We start from the raw sequence: 19754 nt of genomic DNA, 5'->3' as shown, positions 1-19754 counted from the left end.
TGCGGCCGATCCGTGGCCTCATGATGAGCAATCCATGCTCCCCCATAGCTCTCGGCCGCGTAGACCGATCGGTTAGCCAAACGGGCAGACTTTGTTGCCGATCACGCCATTGACGACGGATGCCTCGCCCGGCTCAGCCGGTGACGTCGAGGTATACCGCGCCGCCGCGGGCAGCGACGCCCGGAATGGAGCGCAGCGCCGAAAGGTGACGTGCCGTGGCCGCACGCTCGCGCTCGAGCTCGCCGGCGACATCCCGTTGGGCGGCCGCGAGAGCGCGTGCACGATCGGCAAGCTCGGGTGGAATGGGGCCTGCCGCTGCCGGAACGGTCCACGGCACGGCAGCGGCAGCCGGTTCCTGCTGCAGACGCGCGAGTTCGCGCTCCATGCTCGTCAGTATCTCGGCCCACTCTGCGCCGCTCGGCGGCTGCTCAGGCAATTCCGAGCTCCCCACCGGCAGAGGCGCCGCGTGCAGGCGGCTGCGCGGGCAGCGCCGCGGCGGCTTCGTGCCACGCCTGACGCAGAGGCTCGAGAAGTTCGATGCATTCGCGGGTGCGCACGGCATCGCGATGAATGTTCGCGTTGATCATCGACGTCATCAGGTAGTCGTAGAGAGCCAGGATGCCGTCGGCACCGTCCCACGCATCCGTCTTGAGAGAGGATGCCAACTCCGCGATGATCGCCTGGGCATGCAGCAGATTCTCGGTGGCCACCGCCCAATTCGACTCATTCTGCGCCTGCTCGGCGCGGCCCAGGTCGAGCAGCAGCCGGTCGTAGAGCATCGTCAGCAATCGCGCCGGACTCGCCGAGAGAACCGCGTCTCTCGCGTACTGTGCGCGTCGCGCGTCGCTGCCCATCGTCATGGTCATCAGCTCGGCCACTTCGGCAGGCTGGAGATCTGACCGGTGAGCCAACTCGACTGCGACTGCAGGCCGCTCAGCGAGACCTCCAGGGCAGCGTAGGTCTTCTCGAGCGTTGCCCGGCGGTCGGCCAAGCGGCTGTCCCAGTCGGAGATCTGCGTGTTCAGGTCCTTGATGACCGACTGCTGCCCCGTGATGGTCGTTGTCAGCGTGCCGGTGTATTTGTCGGAGATCGCCGTCGCCACGGTCCCCACATTGCTGGCGATGCCCTGCAGCATGGACTCCACCTTGGCGGGATCAGCCGCCATGGCCGCAGCGAAGGCATCTGCATCGAAGGTGAAGTTGCCGTCTTTCGTGATGGTGATGCCGATCTCCGACGGCGAGCGGCCGTTGATCGGCGCCGACGCCGCGTTGAGGAGGCTCTGGGTCGCATCACGCACCGAGCTCTCCCCGGAGAGCGTTCCGCCGCTCACGGTACTCGCGCCGGTGCTGCTGTCCGTCGACGTCGTGGTCGCCGTCTGCGCGGCCACGAAGGCAAAGATGTCGTTGAGTTTATCGACGAAGGTACTGGCGACCTTCGTCGCCGCCGCCGAGTCGCGCGCAATTGTCACGGTGACCGGGTCGGCCGAGACCGTGCCGACGGTAGCCGTCACGCCGGGGAGCAGATCGGCAAAAGTGTTCGTGGCAGAGGTCACGGACTGCTCGGCGGCGGTACCCGCCCAGAGCGTGATGCGGGCGTCCTGCGCTGTGCTGATGACCGCCGAGCCCGCGAGGCTGGCCACGTCGGTGGCCGTTCCGGCCGTGACCTCGGCGGCGCTGCCCTGGTAGAGCGTGAAAGCGGAGTCGGCGCCGGTCGTGGTCGAGGAAAGTTGAAGGCGGTATTGGGCGGTGCCCGTCACCGGATCAGTGCCGGCCGCGACCTTGAGTGCCGAAACCCCCGCACCGGATGTGTTGATGGCCGTGACGACGTCGTCGAACGAACTCGAGGCGGCCGAGATCTCGGTCTGCGTTCCCGAGGCTCCCACGATGGTGAGGGTCGCCGGGCTGCTCGGCCAGCTGGTCATCGCACCGGTAACGAGTACCTGCGACTTGGCCAGAGCATTGACGACAACGTCGATGGATCCGGCGGCGGCCGTGGGGCCTGCCGTGACGGTGACCCCGGCGGAACTGCTGGTGGCTGTGAAGAGATTGAGGGAAGTCGGTTTTGCCGCGGCCGTCGCGAGATCGGTCATGCTCGCGAACTTCGAATTGAGGGTCTGTAGTGCTGTGACGAGCGAGTTGGTGGAGGTGACCTTGTTTTTCAGCAGGGTCTGCGGTCCGGCCTCCGCCTGCATGAGGGAGTTGATCAGGGACGTCGTGTCGAGGCCGCTGACGAGTCCGTCGATGCCGGTGGTCATGGCGCGCCCTCTCGAAAAGCTGAATACCGAATGATGAATACGAAAAGCGGTGACCGACGGCGGTCGAAGACGAGGTCCAGTTCCTCCCCGACCGCCGTCGGACGGTTGTTACCGTTCCAACGTGAACGGGTTAGCGCAGCAGCTGCAGCACACCCTGGTTGGACTGGTTCGCCTGCGCGAGCATCGCGGTGCCGGCCTGCGACAGGATGTTGGAGCGGGTGTAGTTCACCATCTCCGACGCCATGTCGGTGTCGCGAATGCGGCTCTCAGCAGCACTGAGGTTCTCACCCGAGACGTTCAGGCTGTTGATGGCCGACTGGAACCGGTTCTGCACGGCACCGAGGTTGGCGCGCTGGGTGGAAACCGCCGCGATGGCCGTGTCGATCGTGCCGATGGTCGTCTGCGCCACGGTGGCATCCGTGACATCGAAACCAGCGGCAGCGGCCGGGTCAGACAGCGTGCCGAGCGAGGTGGTGAGGCTGCCCAGCGTGACACTGATCTGGTCATTGGCCGTGCCACCCGTACCGACCTGGAACTTCATCACGCCGGCGGTGCCCGCCGAGCCATCAAGCAGGTTGATGCCGTTGAAGTTCGTGCCGTTGGTGATACGGTCGAGCTCCTGGCCGAGCTGGTCGGCCTCGCCCTTGATCGCCGCACGCGACGTCGCGTTGTTCGAGTCGTTGGCGCCCTGAACTGCCAGGTCACGCATGCGGTGCAGAATCGAGTGAACCTCGGTCAGCGCACCTTCAGTCGTCTGGATGACGCTGATGCCGTCCTGCGCGTTGCGCGCCGCGACCTGGGTGCCGGAGATCTGCGAACGCAGGCCCTCCGAGATGGCCAGGCCGGCCGCGTCGTCCGCCGCACGGTTGATGCGAAGACCGCTCGACAGCTTCTCGAGCGAACTCGACAGGCTGTTCTGCGTGTTGGACAGGTTGCGGTAGGCGTTGAGCGCCGCAACGTTGGTGTTGATCTGCATACCCATGATGAATTCCTCCGTGATTGGGTCTAAACAGCCGGTCCATCCGTGGCCCGACATCTGTAGCTATCGGCATCCGCGCCCGAGGCGTTAGGAACCCGATGCAAAATCTTTGCGGATCAGACCGCCCGGCTCATCATGGTTCCGATGCCGCTCGTGCCCGCGCCGGTGATCCGCGACAGGCCGGTCGCGGCTTGCTCGGCGACGCGGCCCAGGTAGGCATCCCGGCTGGCCCGCGAGATGCGGGATTCGAGCACGTACGCCGTCTCATCCGAATCCGCGTAGTGCGTGCCCATTCCATCGCGCAGCAGGCGGATCGCCTCGGCGCGCTGTTGGGAGACCGCGGAATGCGTGGTCCCCAGCTCTTCGGCGATCTCCTTGACGGAACGGTCCTCGAAGTAGATCTGTTCGACCACGTACCGCATCTTCTCGGGGAGCGCAGCGACGGCCGTACGAAGAAAACGCAACTGCTCGCCCTCGAGCAGCGTCTCCTCAGGCAGCGGAGTCGTGGAGGCCAGAAAGTCGGCCGTCGCCTCGTCGAGTGAGGAGAGGGTGCGAGCGGCGTCGGCCAGCGCATCGGTCGCAACACTGCGCTCGACGCCGAGGGCATTGGCGATCTCGTCGACGTTGGGCGTGCGGCCCAGCGCCGCGGTCAGGGTCTCCTGCACCGAGAGCGTCTCCTTGATGCGGCGGCGAGCGGATCGGGTGGCCCAGTCGTTGGAGCGCATCTCATCGGCGAATGCGCCGAGAATGCGCTTGCGCGCGTATGCCCCAAAGGGAATGCCCAGTTCGGGTTTGAAGGCGTCGGCCGCGGTAATCAGAGCCACCGCGCCGGCGGATGCCATGTCGTCACGCGAGAGATGCGTTGCCCTGGCACACAAGTCGGAGACCAGATACCCAACCAATGGCAGGTTCTCGACAACCATGGTGTTGCGTTCAGCTCGATTCACGACAGGACCCCTGGGCGCTTAAATTAGGCGGACGGTTTTTAGGGGCAAGCTGTTCGTGCGGCGGTGCTCGGGCGATGCTTTCGGGTATTTCAGGCGGTGACTTCGGGTTGTCGTTCGCTCACGTCCTATCTTTACGAACTCTCAGCAACTCTGAAGGTTTCTCACGCCCCCACTACGGGGTTAGGGCCGTCCCCAGTCCGGGGTGCATACGCTTCCCCGTTCATTCCCAGCCAGTAGCGCACGGTCTCACTAACATGAGGGACAGGCCCGCCGATAGTGATTGCTGGACGAGACAAATGGCGGACCAACCGGTCATCGCCGTTCAACGCCATCACAGGGCTGGAGGAGACGTGGGCGCTCAGGAACTGTCGACGCTGCTCTGGCGCGAGCGCGAGCTGCTGGAACTGCTGACCTTCAAACTCGAAGAAGAGCAGCTGCTCCTCACCGCGGGCAAGACTCGTTGGGTACAGCACGCCACCCGCGAGGTGGAGCAGGTGATGGAACGGTTGCGCACGACGGGGCTCGCACGCACCGTCGAGGTCGCGGCGCTTGCCCCGCAGTGGGGAACCGATGAGGGTGCAACCCTGCGCGAGCTCGTCGCCAATGCTCCCGCAGGCGTATGGGCGGAGATCTTCTCAGCGCACCTGCAGGCGATGACCGAACTGACCGCCGAGATTAGAGCGCTGCGCGACGTGAACGAGCAGTTTTTGCGGGCGGCGGTGCGCAGTACGCAGGAGATGCTGGCCGGCGCCGAGAAGGAAGCCCGCACGTACGACGCGAGCGGCACATCCGATATCTCCACTCACAACGCCCAACTCTTCGACGCGAGCATGTGAGGCCGCCACAATGAGTACTTTCAGCGGGCTGAACACCGCATACACCGGCCTGGTCGCGGCGCGCCAGGGTCTCGACGTTGTCGGGCAGAACCTCGCCAATGCGAACACCGAGGGTTATACCCGCCAACGTGTCAACACCTCTGCCATCGGGCCTGTCGCCAGCACCGGGTTGTTCTCCGCTGGTGTGACGCCGGGCCAGGGTGTTTCGGTCGACAGCATCACCCGTCTCGGTGACAGCTTTCTCGATGCCCGCGTGCGCACCGCCGGTTCGGCGAGCGGGTACTGGAACGCACGTTCCGATGGAATGGGCACACTCGAGACCAGCCTCAACGAACCCGGCGCCAACGGCATCTCAACCCAGCTTCAAAGCTTCTGGTCCGCCTGGCAGGTGCTCTCCAACAACGTCGACAAGCCCGCGACGGCCGGGGTGCTGCTGCAGCAGGCCGGTGCCCTGACCGCCCAAATCGCCCAGGGCTATCGCGCGGTCTCCGATCAGTGGAAAGAGACCCGCGGCAAGGTTGATGCCCTGACCACACAGGTGAACACCGCCGCAACCCAGATCGCCGAGTTGAACGGGCGCATCCGCTCGACGGTGGCTGCCGGCGGCTCGGTCAACGAGATGCTGGATCAGCGCACTCAGCTTACGACCAGCCTCTCGGCGCTCGTCGGGGGCACGGTGCGCGACGTGGGAGATGGCACCGTCGAGGTGCTCGTGGCAGGCAATGCTCTCGTCTCGGGCGACAAGGCCCGCACCATTGTCGCCATCGGCTCAAGCGAACTCGCCGGCGTCGCCGGCTCTCCCGTGCACCTCGAATGGCAGGATCTGCCTGGTAAAGCGATAGCGCTCGACGGCGGGGCCATCGCCGGCAACATTTCGCTTCTCGCGCCAACGAACGGCGGCACGGGTGGTGCGCTGGCGGAGGCTGCGCAGTCCTACAACGACTTCGCCGAACAGCTCGCGGAGGCCGTGAATGCCGTGCATAACACGGGGGTCACCCAGACCGGTGCAGCCGGTGGTGACTTCTTCGGATTCACCGGCGGTCTTCCCGCTGCTCTCGGCCTTACCGTCATTCCGACGATTGCAGACGGCATTGCAACGGGCGCCGCAGGCGCTGGCGGATACGACGGCAGCATTGCCGACGCGATCGCCCAGATCGGCATGGCGGCCAATTCTCCCGACAAGGCCTGGTCGACGATCGTCACGAGAATCGGCGTCGCGGCCAAGACCGACGCTCAGCAGGCCGCTCTGGCCGGAATCGCCTCAACGAACGCCACGTCGATGCAACTCGCCAACGCATCCGTCGACACCGACGAAGAGAACATGAATATGATCACCTTCCAGCATGCCTATCAGGGTGCCGCTCGCATGATGACCGCGGTCGACGAGATGCTCGACACCCTCATCAACCACACCGGATTGGTCGGGAGGTAACCATGATCAGCCGCGTCACCAACCAGACCCTCATGGCCTCAGCACATCGCAATCTGCAGGCCAATATGACGACCATGGCTCTCATGCAGGATCGTGCCTCGAGCCTGAAGGCCATCACCAAACCCTCGGACGACCCGAGTGGCACGGCTGCGTCGCTGAGCGTTCACTCCGAGGTGAGCGCAAACACCCAGTACGGGCGCAATATCTCCGATGGCAACTCGTGGCTCACGATGGTGGATTCCACGCTGTCCTCCAGCACCGCGATCATGCACAGCGTGCGCGACCTGGTGGTGCGCGGCGCCAACGATGGTTCGATGAACCAGGCAGCAAAGGATGCCATAGCCACACAGATCGACAGCCTCAAGCAGTCGCTGCTGGCGCAGGCCAACACCACCTACCAGGGCCGCACAATATTCGCGGGCAACTCGGATGCCGGCGTCGCGTTCAACCCGGACTTCACCTTCACGGGAACCCCCGGCAGCACGGTGCAGCGCCGCATCGACGCATCGACAACCGTGCAGGTGGATGCAGACGGGACTGCCGTCTATGGCACGGGAACCGACTCGGTCTTCGCGCTACTCACGAACGTCGCCGCCGACCTGCGCTCGGGCACGAACGTGCAGCCGCGGCTGACGGAGATCGATGACCGCATGAACTCCATGCTCACGGTGCAGGCATCCGTCGGCACCAGACAATCCCAGGTCCAGAAAGCCCAGGAGGCGAACATGCAAAAATCGATCTCCCTCGAGGCCCAGAGATCCGGGGTCGAGGACGTGGATCTTGCCAAGGCGATCCTCGATCTCCAGACGCAGACGGTCACCTACCAGGGAGCCCTCGCCGTCACCGCCCGTGTTCTGCAACCGACCCTGATGGACTTCCTCAAGTGAGCGCACAGCTGATCTTCGTCGAGCCGCCCTTCGGACTCGAGCCCCTGACCGACTTCACGCTCACCGAGGTGGAAGGCAGCAGCGGACTCTTCGCGCTCACCGCGGATGCTGACAGCGGCATACGTCTGTTCGTGCTGGATGCCGCGGCCTACCTCGCCGACTACTCCCCCGTTCTCAGCGATGAACAGTGCGCCACGCTGGGCGTAAGCGACCCCCAGGAGGTACTCCTGCTCGTCGTCGCGAACCCCGGCGATGGCGGCGTCACCGTCAACCTGCTCGCCCCCATCGTCGTCAACGCGCACACGGGTGTCGCCGCACAAATCATCCTCGAAGGCGACGAGTGGCCCCTGCGGGCCGAACTCGCCGCCCGCGCGGCCTGACGCAGCTCCTGCCCTGGCTCACACGAGGCCGCGCACCTCGATCGGTGCGTACTCCGCCTCGGTGAAACGGCCGGCAATCTCGACCGCGCGGTCGAGGCTGGTGCAGTCCACCAGGTAGTAGCCGCCCACCATCTCCTTCGCCTCGGTGAAAGGGCCATCCGAGACGCTCACTGTGCCGCGTTCTGTTCGCACGACTTTCGCGACATCGTTGTCGAGCTCGCCACTGGCGAGCAACTCCCCCGAGGCCCTGAGTTCGTCATGAACCGCCTTGTGCACGCGGTCGCGCTCGTCGATATCGGCAGCCGTCAACGCATCCCACGCCTCGCTGTTGCCATAGATCGTCAGCATGAATTTCACTTTTCGTCTCCTTTGCATCCTGGTCGGATCCTTACACCCATACGTCGAACAGGTGAGAGCCGATTCGACACGCATCGGTGTGCGTCGATTAGCTTGTACTATTACAAGGCATCGCGTCATGCGATGGGCCTTTAGCTCAGCTGGTAGAGCGCCACGTTTACACCGTGGATGTCATCGGTTCGATCCCGGTAGGGCCCACGGTAAAACGTCCCGGTCATGTCGCCCGAGAATGAGCGGCAGCTTCTACGTACGGGCAGCCAAGATCGAGAGTGCGTTGACCGGCCGGGCCTATTTGCGTCAGGTTGTGTGGGCATTGGTGGGCAGCGTGACAGCTGAGCGCGCCGGGGTAAGCAGGGCCAGCAGCCGCAGGCGGTCTTCATGGCCAGGTCGCGGTGTCATGACGATCATGGTGACTCCGCCTGCGAGGCTGTAGGTATCCCATTCGACGTCGATGTCGCCGACTCGAGGGTGGCGAATGGTCTTTCCTCCTTCAACGTGGTCCCGGACATCGTGGCGAGCCCAGAGGGTGCGGAATTCGGCGCTTCGTACGGATAGTGCGCCGATGATCGCGATGGCGCGGGGGTGTTCGGGGTCCTTGGCGATGGCGGATCGGAGCATCCCGATGTATTCGATCGCCATGGCGCGGCAGTCGGCGAAGCGCAACTGCGCCTCGTTCTCAAAAAAGGTGAGCAACACGTTTCGTTCCGCGGGTGGCAGTTCTTCCGGGTCGCCGAGGAGTTCCGCGGCAAGCGGGTTCCAGGCAAGGATGTCAAGGTGCTCACTGACGATGAACGCTGGCAGCTCTGTCGAGTCGAGAAGGGCGCGGGCATTCCGCGGCACACGGGCAGGGCGGCGTCGGGGCCTCGCCGGAGGGTTTCGTGCAGCGTGGGACAGGCGCATCAGGTGCGCACGTTCGGCGTCGTCGAGATCCAAGGCCTCGGCTATTGAGTCGAGTATCGCGTCGGACGGGTGGGCATTCCTGCCCTGTTCCAAGCGTTGGTAGTAGTCCGTGCTGAGGCTGGCCAGCGCGGCGACCTCTTCGCGTCGAAGGCCTGCGACGCGGCGCCTACCGCCCGGCTCGAGACCGAGCTGCGCCGGCGTCGTCTGCTCACGCCGAGAACGTAGGAACAGGCCGAGTTCACGAGCGGGTGACGATTCGATGGTCATTGCACCATTCTCGTCTCCGACGGCCAGCTCAGAGTCGTCTTTCCAGACCTAGGCAAGGCGGGACCACGGAGGTGCTGGAGTTCTTTCGTAACGTCGGCAACTATGACTCATTGGACCGCATCAGACATTCCCGACCAGACCGGACGCACTGCCATCGTCACTGGCGCGAACTCCGGGCTCGGACTCGTCACCGCCACCGAACTCGCCCGGCACGGGGCCCACGTGATCCTGGCCGTCCGCAGGCCCGCGTGCGGCGAGGCCGCCGCGGACGGCATTCGCGCGGAGGTGCCGGGAGCACGACTCCAGGTTCACACCCTCGACGTCGCCTCACTCGCTTCTGTGCGGACCTTCTCGGCGATAATTGCAGCAGAGTTCGAAGCTATCGACCTTCTTATCAACAATGCCGGTGCCGAGAACCTCGCTGGCCGTCATAGCACGGTTGACGGGTTCGAGTTCCACCTCGGAACCAACATGCTCGGCCACTTCGCTCTGACGGGACTCCTGCTCGACACGGTTGCCCGCGGTCACGGACCACGCATCGTCTCGCTCAGCTCCATCACCCATAAGGGCGCCCATCTCGATTTCGATGACCTTCAGTGGGAGAAACGCTTCAACGCGAACCGGGCATACGGAGCCTCGAAGCTCGCCACTACGACGTTCGGAATCGAACTCGATCGTCGACTCCGCGCAATCGGGTCACCGATCCTCAGCACCATCGCCCACCCCGGATTGTCCCGCTCGAACTTCATCGACAGTGCGTGGAAAGACCGCGGTGCCGCGGCTCAGATGATGGGCCGGATCTTCTCCGCGGTCGCCACACAACCCACGGAGCAAGGCGCCCTGAACCAGCTCCATGCCGCGACAGCGCCAGGCGTCCGCAGCGGCGACTTCTACGGCCCCAGCGGAAGCGGAGAACGCAAGGGCAACGTGGCCCGCGTCGAAACATCGAAAGAGGCGAAAGAACCCACCGTCGGCAAGCATCTCTGGAGCGCCGCAGAGAAGCTCACCGGCGTCACATACCTCTAACAACCCCCGGGCCTGCGAAAGCGAGCCGCCGCCGGATCGGCTCCCAGCGAGCGTTTGCCGGCGTGGCCTCGAAAGAGACCACCAGCATGTCTTCGAATGCAGCGGCCAGGAACAAGCGCACAGGCGACGCCGATGTGTTGCGGTTCAGTCGGCACCTGAATGTCATGCCAACGGCTGCCTATTCTCGCTGGCCGGCTTCCTCCGCCCGCCGACGAGCACGGCGCCTCCGACCGTCCACGTAGATCCGCACAAGCAGCGCGAGGACAATCAGGAGCGGGATGACGAAAAACGCGCTCATGGATTGAGAGTAGTGGATGTGGCCTGTGGCGCTTTTTGCGTAACCTACGCGGCGGGCTCGAGCTCTTCGAGCGCCGCTCGATACGCCTCGAACGAGCGAGCCTCGCCCGGCGCCGTGATGAAACTGGCGCGAATGGTGCCGTTGACGTCGATGAGGAACGTCGCACGGTTCGCGAAACCCTTGTCTTCCAGAAAGACGCCGTACTCCTTGGCGACAGCGCCGTGCGGCCAGAAGTCGGCGAGCAAGGTGAACTGGTAGTTCTCCTGCTCGGCCCAGGCCCGCAGGGTGTGTTTGGAATCCACCGAGATTCCGATCAGTTCCACCTCATCGGAGCGGAACAGGGCAAGATTGTCGCGCAGTTCACACAGCTCCCCCGTGCAGATGCCTGAGAAGGCGAGCGGAAAAAACACGAGCGCGACGGCACGTTTGCCGTTGAAGTCGCTCAGCCGAATCGTCTCGCCGTGTTGGCTGAGCAATTCGAAGTCGGGAGCCTGGGTGTCGTTCTCCAGTGCCATCAGCGTTTCCTTTCCGCACAGGCGCGCGCGTACACATCCACGCACGAGCACACAGCCTAGACCCGCAAGCGGAGCATGCCAATCGAGCATGCCAATGTGGCGTCGCGCGCCTCGCGAAATGGCTAGGCTGATATTGGTGCCGCCCGCGCCTCGTAACCCGAGGCATGGCATCCGCTACGACCTATCCCACTCAAGAAAGAGGTTGAGGGTGACTGTAAACGACCAGGACCCGTATTCGGTGAATAACATCGATTCGGACCCGGAGGAGACCGCAGAATGGTCTGAATCCCTGGATGCGCTGGTTGCAGCACACGGGCACGAGCGGGCACGCGAGATCATGCTCAGCCTGCTCAAGCGCTCGAAGGAGCTCCAGCTCGGCGTTCCCATGGTTCCGACGACGGACTACGTCAACACCATTGCGCCCGAGAACGAGCCCGATTTTCCCGGTGACGAAGATATCGAACGTCGCTACCGCGCCTGGATTCGCTGGAATGCGGCGATCACGGTGCACCGCGCGCAGCGCCCCGGCATCTCCGTTGGCGGCCACATCTCCACCTACGCCTCGTCGGCCGCCCTCTATGAGGTGGGTCACAACTACTTCTTCCGCGGGCCGGATCACCCGGGTGGCGGCGACCAGATTTTTTACCAGGGCCACGCCTCCCCCGGCATGTACGCCCGTTCCTTCCTCGAGGGGCGCCTGAGCACAGACCAACTCGACGGATTCCGTCAGGAGAAGTCGCACGCACCGAACGGCCTCTCCTCCTACCCGCACCCCCGTCTGATGCCGGAGTACTGGCAGTTCCCCACCGTGTCGATGGGCCTTGGCCCGATCAACGCCATCTACCAGGCACAGCTCAGCAAATACCTGACGAACCGCGGCATCAAGGATGCTTCGGACCAGCACGTCTGGGCATTCCTCGGCGACGGCGAAATGGACGAGGTCGAAAGCCGCGGCCAGCTCCAGGTGGCCGCCAACGAGGGTCTCGACAACCTCACCTTCGTCATCAACTGCAACCTGCAGCGACTCGACGGACCGGTGCGCGGCAACGGCAAGATCATCCAGGAGCTCGAGAGCTTCTTCCGCGGTGCCGGCTGGAACGTCATCAAGGTTGTCTGGGGCCGCGAGTGGGACACCCTGCTGGCGAACGACACCGACGGCGCACTGGTGAATCTCATGAACGTCACACGGGATGGCGACTACCAGACGTACAAGGCCGAGAGCGGCGCCTACGTTCGCGAGAACTTCTTCGGACGCGACGAGCGCACGCTGAAGATGGTCGAGGGCTACACCGACGACCAGCTCTGGAACCTCAAGCGCGGCGGTCACGACTATCGCAAGGTGTACGCGGCCTTCAAGGCGGCCACCGAGCACAAGGGCCAGCCCACCGTCATCCTGGCGAAGACGGTGAAGGGCTATGGCCTGGGTCCGAGCTTCGAGGGTCGCAACTCGACTCACCAGATGAAGAAGCTCACGCTCGACAACCTCAAGACCTTCCGTGACGCCATGCGCATTCCCATCACGGACGCTGTTCTCGAGGAGAACCCCTACCTTCCGCCGTACTACCACCCCGGCGAGCAGGACGAGGCCATCCAGTACCTGCACGAGCGCCGTCGTGCGCTCGGCGGCTACCTGCCCGAGCGCCGCGTCGCCTACGAGCAGGTCAACATTCCCGGCGACTCGGCGTATGCCATCGCCAAGAAGGGTTCCGGCACGCAGGAGATCGCCACCACGATGGCCTTCGTTCGCTTGCTGAAGGACCTGCTTCGCTCGAAGGACTTCGGCAACCGCATCGTGCCGATCATTCCGGATGAGGCGCGCACGTTCGGCATGGACGCGTTCTTCCCTAACGCGAAGATTTACAACCCGAACGGCCAGCACTACACCTCGGTCGACCGCGAACTGCTTCTGGCATACAAAGAGAGCGCCCAAGGGCAGATCCTGCACGTCGGTATCAACGAGGCGGGCGCATTCGCGGCGTTCACCGCCGTCGGCACCTCATACTCCACACAGGGCGAGCCGCTCATCCCGGTGTACATCTTCTACTCCATGTTCGGCTTCCAGCGCACGGGCGACGCCATGTGGGCCGCGGGCGACCAGATGGCGCGCGGCTTCATCGTGGGTGCCACCGCCGGTCGCACCACCCTCACCGGAGAAGGCCTGCAGCACGCCGACGGCCACTCCCCGCTGCTCGCCTCGACCAACCCCGCTGTCGTCTCCTACGACCCGGCATACGGCTACGAGATCGGGCACATCGTGCGCGCCGGCCTCGACCGCATGTACGGCGGCACGCATCCCGACCCGAACGTCATGTACTACATCACGGTCTACAACGAGCCGATTGTGCACCCCGCCGAGCCCGAAGGGCTCGACGTGGAGGGTGTCGTACGCGGCATCTACCGCCTGCGCGAGGGCCAGAGCGGCGGGCCGAAGGCCCAGCTGCTGGCATCCGGTGTAGCCGTGCCGTGGGCACTCGAGGCCCAGGAACTGCTGGCGCAGGACTGGGGCGTTTCTGCCGATGTCTGGTCCGTCACCTCGTGGGGCGAACTGCGCCGCGACGGTCTCGCGGCCGAGGAGCACAACTTCCTGAACCCCGGCGGTGAGAAGCGCGTGCCGTATCTCACGAGCAAGCTGGCGGATGCCGCCGGCCCGTTCGTGGCGACGACCGACTTCATGCACGCGGTTCCCGACCAGGTTCGCCAGTTCATCCCCGGCGAGTATGCGACGCTCGGTGCCGACGGGTTCGGCTTCTCTGACACGCGTCCGGCCGCCCGACGCTTCTTCACGATCGACGGACCCTCCATGGTGGTTCGCGCGCTCGAGATGCTGGCGGCCCGCGGCGAGGTCGACCCGAACGCACCCGCGCAGGCCATCGACAAGTATCGCCTGCACGACGTGAACGCGGGAACCACCGGCACCGCCGGTGGCGAGAGCTAAGCGATCAGCGCATCCGCGCGGAAGACGCCCGTGCCGAAAACAAAAGACGAGACGCTCACCTGGCTGCGTAAGATCTCCGGTGAGCTCGCGACGGCCACGCTGAAGCGGCTTGAGGACACGCTGCCCTGGTACGGCGACATGCCGCCGGGGCGGCGGTCCGCCGTCGGTTTGGTGGCGCAGGCGGGCATCTCCTCGTTCATCTCCTGGTTCGACGACCCACGGTCCACCCCGTGGATCGCGGCGGATGTCTTCGGTGCGGCCCCTCGGGAGCTGTTGCGCAGCGTGAGCCTGCAGCAGACCCTGCAACTCATTCGCGTGACCGTGGAGGTGGTGGAAGACCGCGTCAAGAACGGCGGTGAGTCTCTGCGCGAGGCGATTCTGTTGTACTCGCGTGAGATAGCGTTCGCCGCCGCGGATGTCTACGCCCGCGCCGCCGAGGCACGTGGCCTCTGGGACGCTCGCCTCGAGGCCCTCGTCGTCGACTCGATTCTCACGGGCGAATACGACGACGAGTTGCCGAGCCGCATCGCCGCGCTTGGCTGGCACGGTCACGGCGAGGTCAGTGTGCTCGTGGGCACGGCCCCCAAGATGCTCGATGTCGACCAGCTGCGCCGCACCGCCAGGCACATGTCCGCCGACGTTCTGATCGGTGTGCAGGGCAGCCGGCTGGTGCTCGTGATAGGGCGCGCCTGGCCGAGCGGCGACGAGCCCGACGACACGATCGGCGCGGCTCCCCTGGTGAATTTCATGGAGATCGCCACCCAACTCGAGCCGGGTTTCGGTGCCGGGCACCTGGTGCTCGGCCACGAGGTCGCCACGCTGGTCGACGCCTCCAAGAGCGCCAAGGCCGCCCTGGCGGGCTTCGCCGTGGCGAAGGGCTGGCGAAACTGCCCCCGGCCCGTTCATGCGGACGACCTGCTGCCCGAACGTGCCCTCGCCGGAGACGGCCTGGCCCGCGCCACCCTGATCAATCGCATCTATCGCCCGCTGCAGGCGCACTCCACCGAACTGCTCACCACGCTGTGGTGCTATCTCGACAACGGCCGCTCGCTCGAGGCTACGGCCCGGGAACTCTTCGTGCACCCGAACACCGTGCGCTACCGCCTCAAGCGCGTCTCCGAGGTGATCGGCTGGGACGCCACCGGAGCCCGGGAAGCCCTCATTCTGCAGGCCGCCCTCATCCTGGGCTCCATCAACGAGCCGGATGCCACGGCGCGACCCACCGGGCGCTGATCACCGTTGCTGTTCAATCCCCACAAACGTTTCTCGAATACTTCGTGGAGCGTCGACACGGCTGAAGCCACATCCGTTGGCAGACTAAGACGGTGATCGTCATCGTCTGCCCGGGTCAGGGCTCCCAAACTCCCGGATTCCTCGAACCATGGTTGGCCGAAAGCCGCTTTCGCGAGCAGCTCACCGGCATCTCCGATGCCGTAGGCATCGACCTCGTGGCCCACGGCACCACGAGCGATGCCGACACGATTCGCGACACCGCCGTCGCCCAGCCTCTCATCGTGGCCGCAGGGCTGCTCACGCTGTCTGCGCTCCTGAGCGACGGGCGCCGTGAGCGCATCGCCGGCATCGCCGGCCACTCCGTCGGTGAGCTCACCGCGGCCGCCGGTGCGGGCATCCTGAGCGAGACGGATGCCGTCGCCTTCGTTCGAGAGCGGGGCAGGGCCATGGCCGATGCCGCCGCCCTGGAGCCGACCGGCATGAGCGCCGTCATCGGCGCCGACGAGACCGAGCTGCTTGCCCGTCTCGACGAGCTCGGCCTCTCCCCTGCCAATTACAACGGCGGCGGACAGATCGTCGTCGCGGGGGCGCTCAACGCCCTGGCTGCTCTCGCCGAGAATCCGCCAACGCGCGCCCGGGTGATTCCGCTGCAGGTCGCCGGTGCCTTCCACACGCGCTACATGCAACCCGCCGTGGACGGCCTGCGCACTTTCGCTGCCGGGCTGCAGGCATCCGACCCGACGCTCCCGATCTGGACGAATCACGATGGCACGACGGTCACCGACGGAGGGCGATTCGTGGAGCTGCTCGTCGGTCAGGTCTCCTCCCCGGTACGGTGGGATAAGTGCATGGACGCGTTTGCGGCATCCGGCGTCACCGGCGTCATCGAACTCGCCCCGGCGGGAGCGCTTACCGGCCTCGCCAAGCGCGGCCTGCGTGGCGTGCCCACGGTGGCCGTCAAGACCCCCGATGATCTGGCCGCCGCCTTCGAAATGATCGACGCGCAGGCTTAGAGAACCCAGAGAAAGCACACGATGACTCACCCACAGATCAAGGCCTCCGACGGTGCTCGGTACACCCGTATTCTTTCCGTTGGCGCAGCGAGGGGTGATCTCACGGTGCCCAACGCCGACCTCATCGGCCCGATCGACTCCTCCGACGAGTGGATCCAGCAGCGCACCGGCATCATCACCCGCAAGCGGGCCAGCCAGGACATTCTCGCGGTCGACCTGGCAACGGATGCCTCACTCGAGGCCATCAAGCGCTCCGGCATCAACGCCGCCGACATCGATCTGGTCATCGTGGCCACCATCAGCAACACAATGCCCACCCCGTCCATGGCGACACTGCTCGCCGAGCGGGTCAAGGCCAGCCCCGCGGCGGCGTACGACATCAGCGCCGCCTGCGCCGGCTATGCATACGCGATAGCCCAGGCCGACGCCCTCATCAAGTCGGGCGTCTCGAACTATGCGCTCGTGGTCGGGGCAGAGAAGCTCTCCGACATCGTCGACCCCACCGACCGCAGCATCTCCTTCCTCCTCGGCGACGGTGCAGGGGCCGCGGTAATAGGTCCGAGCGACACCCCGGGCATCTCCCAGACGGTGTGGGGTTCGGACGGGTCCAAGTGGGACACGATAGGCATGAACGGCACCATTCAGCAGTACCGCCGCGGTGAGGTCGAATGGCCGACGCTGCGCCAGGAAGGCCAGACGGTCTTCCGCTGGGCCGTCTGGGACATGGCGAAGGTCGCGGCCCAGGCTCTCGTCGTAGCCGGCATCACGAGCGACCAGCTGTCGGCGTTCATCCCCCATCAGGCCAATATGCGCATCATCGACGAGCTCGCGAAGCAACTCAAGCTGCCCGACAGCGTGGTGCGTGCCCGCGACATCGCCACGACCGGTAACACCTCGGCCGCCTCGATTCCGCTGGCGACCCACCGGCTGCTCGAAGAGCATCCGGAACTCAGCGGCGGACTCGCCCTGCAGATCGGATTCGGGGCAGGCCTCGTGTTCGGCGCGCAGGTCGTCGTCCTCCCGTAAGATTGTTCACGGTCAAACGACACCACCAAGGAGAAACAACATGGCATTGTCCACCGAAGAAGTTCTTGCCGGCCTGGCCGAACTCATCAACGACGAGACTGGCATCGCAACCGACACGGTTGAGCTGGACAAGTCGTTCACCGACGACCTCGACATCGACTCGATCTCGATGATGACCATCGTGGTCAACGCCGAGGACAAGTTCGACGTGAAGATCCCCGACGAAGAGGTTAAGAACCTCAAGACCGTGGGCGACGCCGTCAACTTCATCGTCAAGGCACAGGCCTAAGCATCATCTTTGTGACGCGCGGCCCGTCCGGGTTCTCCGGGCGGCCGTCGCGTGTCATCAGCACGACTGCCATCGCGTTCGCTTCTGTTTGACCCACGGAGAGTTACCGTCATGACCCCCAAGAAAATTGTTGTCACCGGGCTGGGCGCCAGCTCTCCCCTCGGCGGAAACGTCGCCGACACCTGGAAGGCCCTGCTTGCCGGCGAGTCCGGCGTGCACTCGCTGACCCACGACTGGATCGACCAGTACGAGCTTCCCGTCACCTTCGCCGCCGAGGCGAAGGTGCGGCCGGAAGAGGTTCTCGCGCGCCCGGAAGCCAAGCGGCTCGACCCTTCCTCACAGTTTGCGGTCATCTCCGCTCGTGAGGCCTGGGCGGATGCCGGAGCTCCCGAGGTGGATCCTGAGCGACTCGGCGTCGACTACGCGACCGGCATCGGCGGACTGTGGAGCCTCCTCGACGCCTGGGACACCCTGCGTGAGAGAGGCCCCCGCCGGGTTCTGCCCATGACGGTGCCGATGCTGATGCCGAACGCGGCATCCGCTGCCATCTCCATGAGCTTCCATGCGCGCGCCTTCGCCCGCACCGTCGCATCCGCCTGCGCCTCGAGCACCGAATCGATCGCCAATGCGTACGAACACCTGCAGCTGGGCCTCGCCGACGTGATCATCGCCGGTGGCACCGAGTCGGCCATCCACCCGATCACTCTCGCTTCCTTCTCCTCGATGCAGGCGCTCTCCAAGCGGAATGACTCGCCCGAGACCGCCTCCAGGCCGTACAACGTCGACCGCGACGGATTCGTGATGGGCGAGGGTGCAGCAAGCCTCGTCATGGAGACGGAGGAGCACGCGCTCGCCCGCGGCGCCAGAATCTACGCGGAGGTGGCCGGCGGCGGCGTCACAGCAGACTCGTACCACATCACGGCGAACGACCCCGAAGGACGCGGCGCCTCGCGTGCTGTCGCGCTCGCGCTCGAACAGGCGGGCGCGAGTCCCGACGACGTCGCGCACATCAACGCCCATGCGACGAGCACCCCGGTCGGTGACATCGCCGAGTACGCCGCCCTCAAGGTGGCCTTCGGAGATCGGCTCCACGACATTCCGGTCTCGGCGACGAAGGGTGCGACCGGTCATCTGCTGGGCGGCACCGGCGCGCTCGAGGCGATCTTCACCATCCTCGCGCTGCACGAGCGCACTGCGCCGCCGACGATCAACCTCACCGAGCAGGATCCCGCCATCCCGCTCGACGTCGTCACCTCGCCACGCGCGCTGCCCGCCGGTGACCTGCTGGCGATCAGCAACTCGTTCGGCTTCGGCGGCCACAACGCCGTCATCGCCATCCGCTCCGTCTGAGACTGAACACAAAGAAAGACCCCGACCGGGAAGCCACCGGTCGGGGTCTTTTCTTGTCACCAAGGTGAAAAGCGCAGTCGCGGAGAACCGCCTGTCGCGTCTCCTCCCTGGGAGGTCAGTGTTCTCGCTAGCTCACGATCAGCCCACCTGGTGCAGCCAGGTGACGGCCGTGGCGTCGCCGGCGTAACGGAAGGGCTCGAGCTCGTCGTCCCACGCCTGGCCGAGCGCGAGGCGCAACTCGCGGTGCAGTTCGAGGGCGTTCGTTCCGGCCACCTCCATGGCATAACGAACGCGGTCCTCCGCAATCACCACATTGCCCGCGGTGTCGGTCTGGGCGAAGAAGATGCCGAGGTCTGGTGTGTGCAGCCAGCGGGCTCCATCATTGCCCAGGCCGGCGTCTTCCGTCACCTCGTAACGCAGGTGCTCCCATCCACGCAAAGCGGATGCGATCGCCGCGCCGGTTCCCGGAGGCCCTTCCCAATAGAACTCGGCACGCTGCGAACCCTTGAGCACCGGCTGCTCGTCCCACGTGAAGTTCACGGCGCGACCAATGGCGCGCCCTGCAGCCCACTCAATGTGTGGGCAGAGCGCGCGAGGAGAGGAGTGCACGTAAAGCACCCCTCGCGCTACCTGTGCCGCCATGATCTCTCTCCGTTCGTTTGTGGTGCGTCTTCCCCAACGACCTGACGAACGGATGCCTTGCGACACGGTATGAATGGAAACGGTATGAAATTGTGACGACTCGCGTCGCTACTACGAATTATGCCTCAGTCAGCGTGCAAATGACAAGGCTGTTATTCAGCGACACGCCGTGCCCGTTGCGAATGGTG

General features: G+C 65.1%; 20 protein-coding genes and 1 tRNA gene. 12 read left to right on the top strand and 9 right to left on the bottom strand.

The annotated features are described in order from the left end of the window. Window positions 1-133: 133 nt before the first annotated feature. From ASC63_RS12305 to ASC63_RS12285, 5 genes are all read right to left on the bottom strand, one after another. On the bottom strand, window positions 134-436 hold the full coding sequence (locus tag ASC63_RS12305; protein ID WP_157487669.1) for a hypothetical protein: 303 nt from the start codon (window positions 434-436) through the stop codon (window positions 134-136). Beyond that, a complete protein-coding gene (gene fliS / locus ASC63_RS12300; protein ID WP_327063355.1) occupies window positions 429-878 on the bottom strand; it encodes a flagellar export chaperone FliS in 450 nt (149 codons plus the stop codon). Before fliS ends, ASC63_RS12305 begins: the two co-directional genes overlap by 8 nt. Then, on the bottom strand, window positions 866-2254 hold the full coding sequence (gene fliD, locus ASC63_RS12295; protein WP_055813728.1) for a flagellar filament capping protein FliD: 1389 nt from the start codon (window positions 2252-2254) through the stop codon (window positions 866-868). The genes fliS and fliD overlap by 13 nt, the downstream gene beginning before the upstream one ends. Before the next feature lie 130 nt (window positions 2255-2384). Next, entirely contained in the window at window positions 2385-3236 is an 852-nt protein-coding gene (locus ASC63_RS12290) for a flagellin N-terminal helical domain-containing protein (RefSeq protein ID WP_055813724.1), read from the bottom strand. Window positions 3237-3349: 113 nt separating this feature from the next. Beyond that, complete coding sequence (locus ASC63_RS12285; RefSeq protein ID WP_055813720.1) at window positions 3350-4180, bottom strand: sigma-70 family RNA polymerase sigma factor; 831 nt, start codon at window positions 4178-4180, stop codon at window positions 3350-3352. A gap of 350 nt (window positions 4181-4530) precedes the next feature. Here ASC63_RS12285 and ASC63_RS12280 point away from each other — a divergent pair, with 350 nt between their 5' ends. The 4 genes from ASC63_RS12280 to fliW are packed head-to-tail and all read left to right on the top strand — an operon-like array spanning window position 4531 to window position 7715. Beyond that, a complete protein-coding gene (locus tag ASC63_RS12280) occupies window positions 4531-5016 on the top strand; it encodes a flagellar protein FlgN (protein WP_055813718.1) in 486 nt (161 codons plus the stop codon). A 10-nt stretch (window positions 5017-5026) separates the two neighbouring features. After that, window positions 5027-6448: a flagellar hook-associated protein FlgK gene (gene flgK, locus ASC63_RS12275; protein ID WP_055813715.1), complete on the top strand. Its 1422-nt coding sequence runs from the start codon at window positions 5027-5029 to the stop codon at window positions 6446-6448. 2 nt (window positions 6449-6450) lie between these two features. After that, window positions 6451-7335: a flagellar hook-associated protein FlgL gene (gene flgL, locus ASC63_RS12270; protein ID WP_055813713.1), complete on the top strand. Its 885-nt coding sequence runs from the start codon at window positions 6451-6453 to the stop codon at window positions 7333-7335. Continuing rightward, complete coding sequence (gene fliW, locus ASC63_RS12265; RefSeq protein ID WP_055813710.1) at window positions 7332-7715, top strand: flagellar assembly protein FliW; 384 nt, start codon at window positions 7332-7334, stop codon at window positions 7713-7715. Before flgL ends, fliW begins: the two co-directional genes overlap by 4 nt. 18 nt (window positions 7716-7733) lie before the next feature. On the opposite strand, the gene ASC63_RS12260 is transcribed toward fliW, so the two are convergent. Next, window positions 7734-8063, bottom strand: coding sequence for a YciI family protein (locus ASC63_RS12260; RefSeq protein ID WP_235492327.1), 330 nt, complete (start codon window positions 8061-8063; stop codon window positions 7734-7736). A gap of 134 nt (window positions 8064-8197) precedes the next feature. Between ASC63_RS12260 and ASC63_RS12255 the strand changes: the two genes are divergently transcribed. Beyond that, window positions 8198-8270: transfer RNA gene (locus tag ASC63_RS12255), tRNA-Val, on the top strand. Window positions 8271-8369: 99 nt separating this feature from the next. On the opposite strand, the gene ASC63_RS12250 is transcribed toward ASC63_RS12255, so the two are convergent. Further along, window positions 8370-9239, bottom strand: a complete 870-nt coding sequence (locus tag ASC63_RS12250) for a helix-turn-helix transcriptional regulator (RefSeq protein WP_055813703.1) — start codon at window positions 9237-9239, stop codon at window positions 8370-8372. Window positions 9240-9341: 102 nt separating this feature from the next. Here ASC63_RS12250 and ASC63_RS12245 point away from each other — a divergent pair, with 102 nt between their 5' ends. Next, entirely contained in the window at window positions 9342-10265 is a 924-nt protein-coding gene (locus ASC63_RS12245; protein WP_055813700.1) for an oxidoreductase, read from the top strand. Window positions 10266-10607: 342 nt separating this feature from the next. Here ASC63_RS12245 and ASC63_RS12240 read toward each other — a convergent pair whose 3' ends face one another. Next, window positions 10608-11078 (bottom strand): peroxiredoxin, encoded by a 471-nt coding sequence (locus ASC63_RS12240; protein WP_055813697.1) that lies wholly within the window; start codon window positions 11076-11078, stop codon window positions 10608-10610. A gap of 208 nt (window positions 11079-11286) precedes the next feature. Between ASC63_RS12240 and aceE the strand changes: the two genes are divergently transcribed. The 6 genes from aceE (at window position 11287) to ASC63_RS12210 (ending at window position 18924) form a co-directional block, all read left to right on the top strand. Next, window positions 11287-14013 (top strand): pyruvate dehydrogenase (acetyl-transferring), homodimeric type, encoded by a 2727-nt coding sequence (gene aceE / locus ASC63_RS12235; protein ID WP_055813694.1) that lies wholly within the window; start codon window positions 11287-11289, stop codon window positions 14011-14013. Between the two features lie 30 nt (window positions 14014-14043). Then, the gene (locus ASC63_RS12230; protein WP_157487668.1) at window positions 14044-15246 is read left to right on the top strand and encodes a PucR family transcriptional regulator; all 1203 of its coding nucleotides are present in this window, start codon (window positions 14044-14046) and stop codon (window positions 15244-15246) included. Between the two features lie 92 nt (window positions 15247-15338). Continuing rightward, window positions 15339-16259, top strand: coding sequence for an ACP S-malonyltransferase (locus tag ASC63_RS12225; protein WP_055813688.1), 921 nt, complete (start codon window positions 15339-15341; stop codon window positions 16257-16259). Between the two features lie 21 nt (window positions 16260-16280). Then, window positions 16281-17285 carry a beta-ketoacyl-ACP synthase III gene (locus ASC63_RS12220; protein WP_055813686.1) on the top strand — a complete coding sequence of 335 codons (1005 nt, stop codon included), beginning with the start codon at window positions 16281-16283 and terminating at the stop codon, window positions 17283-17285. A gap of 40 nt (window positions 17286-17325) precedes the next feature. Continuing rightward, entirely contained in the window at window positions 17326-17574 is a 249-nt protein-coding gene (locus ASC63_RS12215; protein ID WP_055813683.1) for an acyl carrier protein, read from the top strand. 111 nt (window positions 17575-17685) lie between these two features. Next, window positions 17686-18924: a beta-ketoacyl-[acyl-carrier-protein] synthase family protein gene (locus ASC63_RS12210; protein ID WP_055813680.1), complete on the top strand. Its 1239-nt coding sequence runs from the start codon at window positions 17686-17688 to the stop codon at window positions 18922-18924. 138 nt (window positions 18925-19062) lie between these two features. On the opposite strand, the gene ASC63_RS12205 is transcribed toward ASC63_RS12210, so the two are convergent. Beyond that, entirely contained in the window at window positions 19063-19566 is a 504-nt protein-coding gene (locus ASC63_RS12205; RefSeq protein ID WP_055813678.1) for a DUF3145 domain-containing protein, read from the bottom strand. Window positions 19567-19754: the final 188 nt, after the last annotated feature.

Origin of the sequence: Leifsonia sp. Root112D2 (assembly GCF_001424905.1) — a bacterium.
In the GTDB taxonomy this organism is placed as follows: domain Bacteria; phylum Actinomycetota; class Actinomycetes; order Actinomycetales; family Microbacteriaceae; genus Root112D2.
This window is presented reverse-complemented; position numbering and strand designations above follow the sequence as displayed.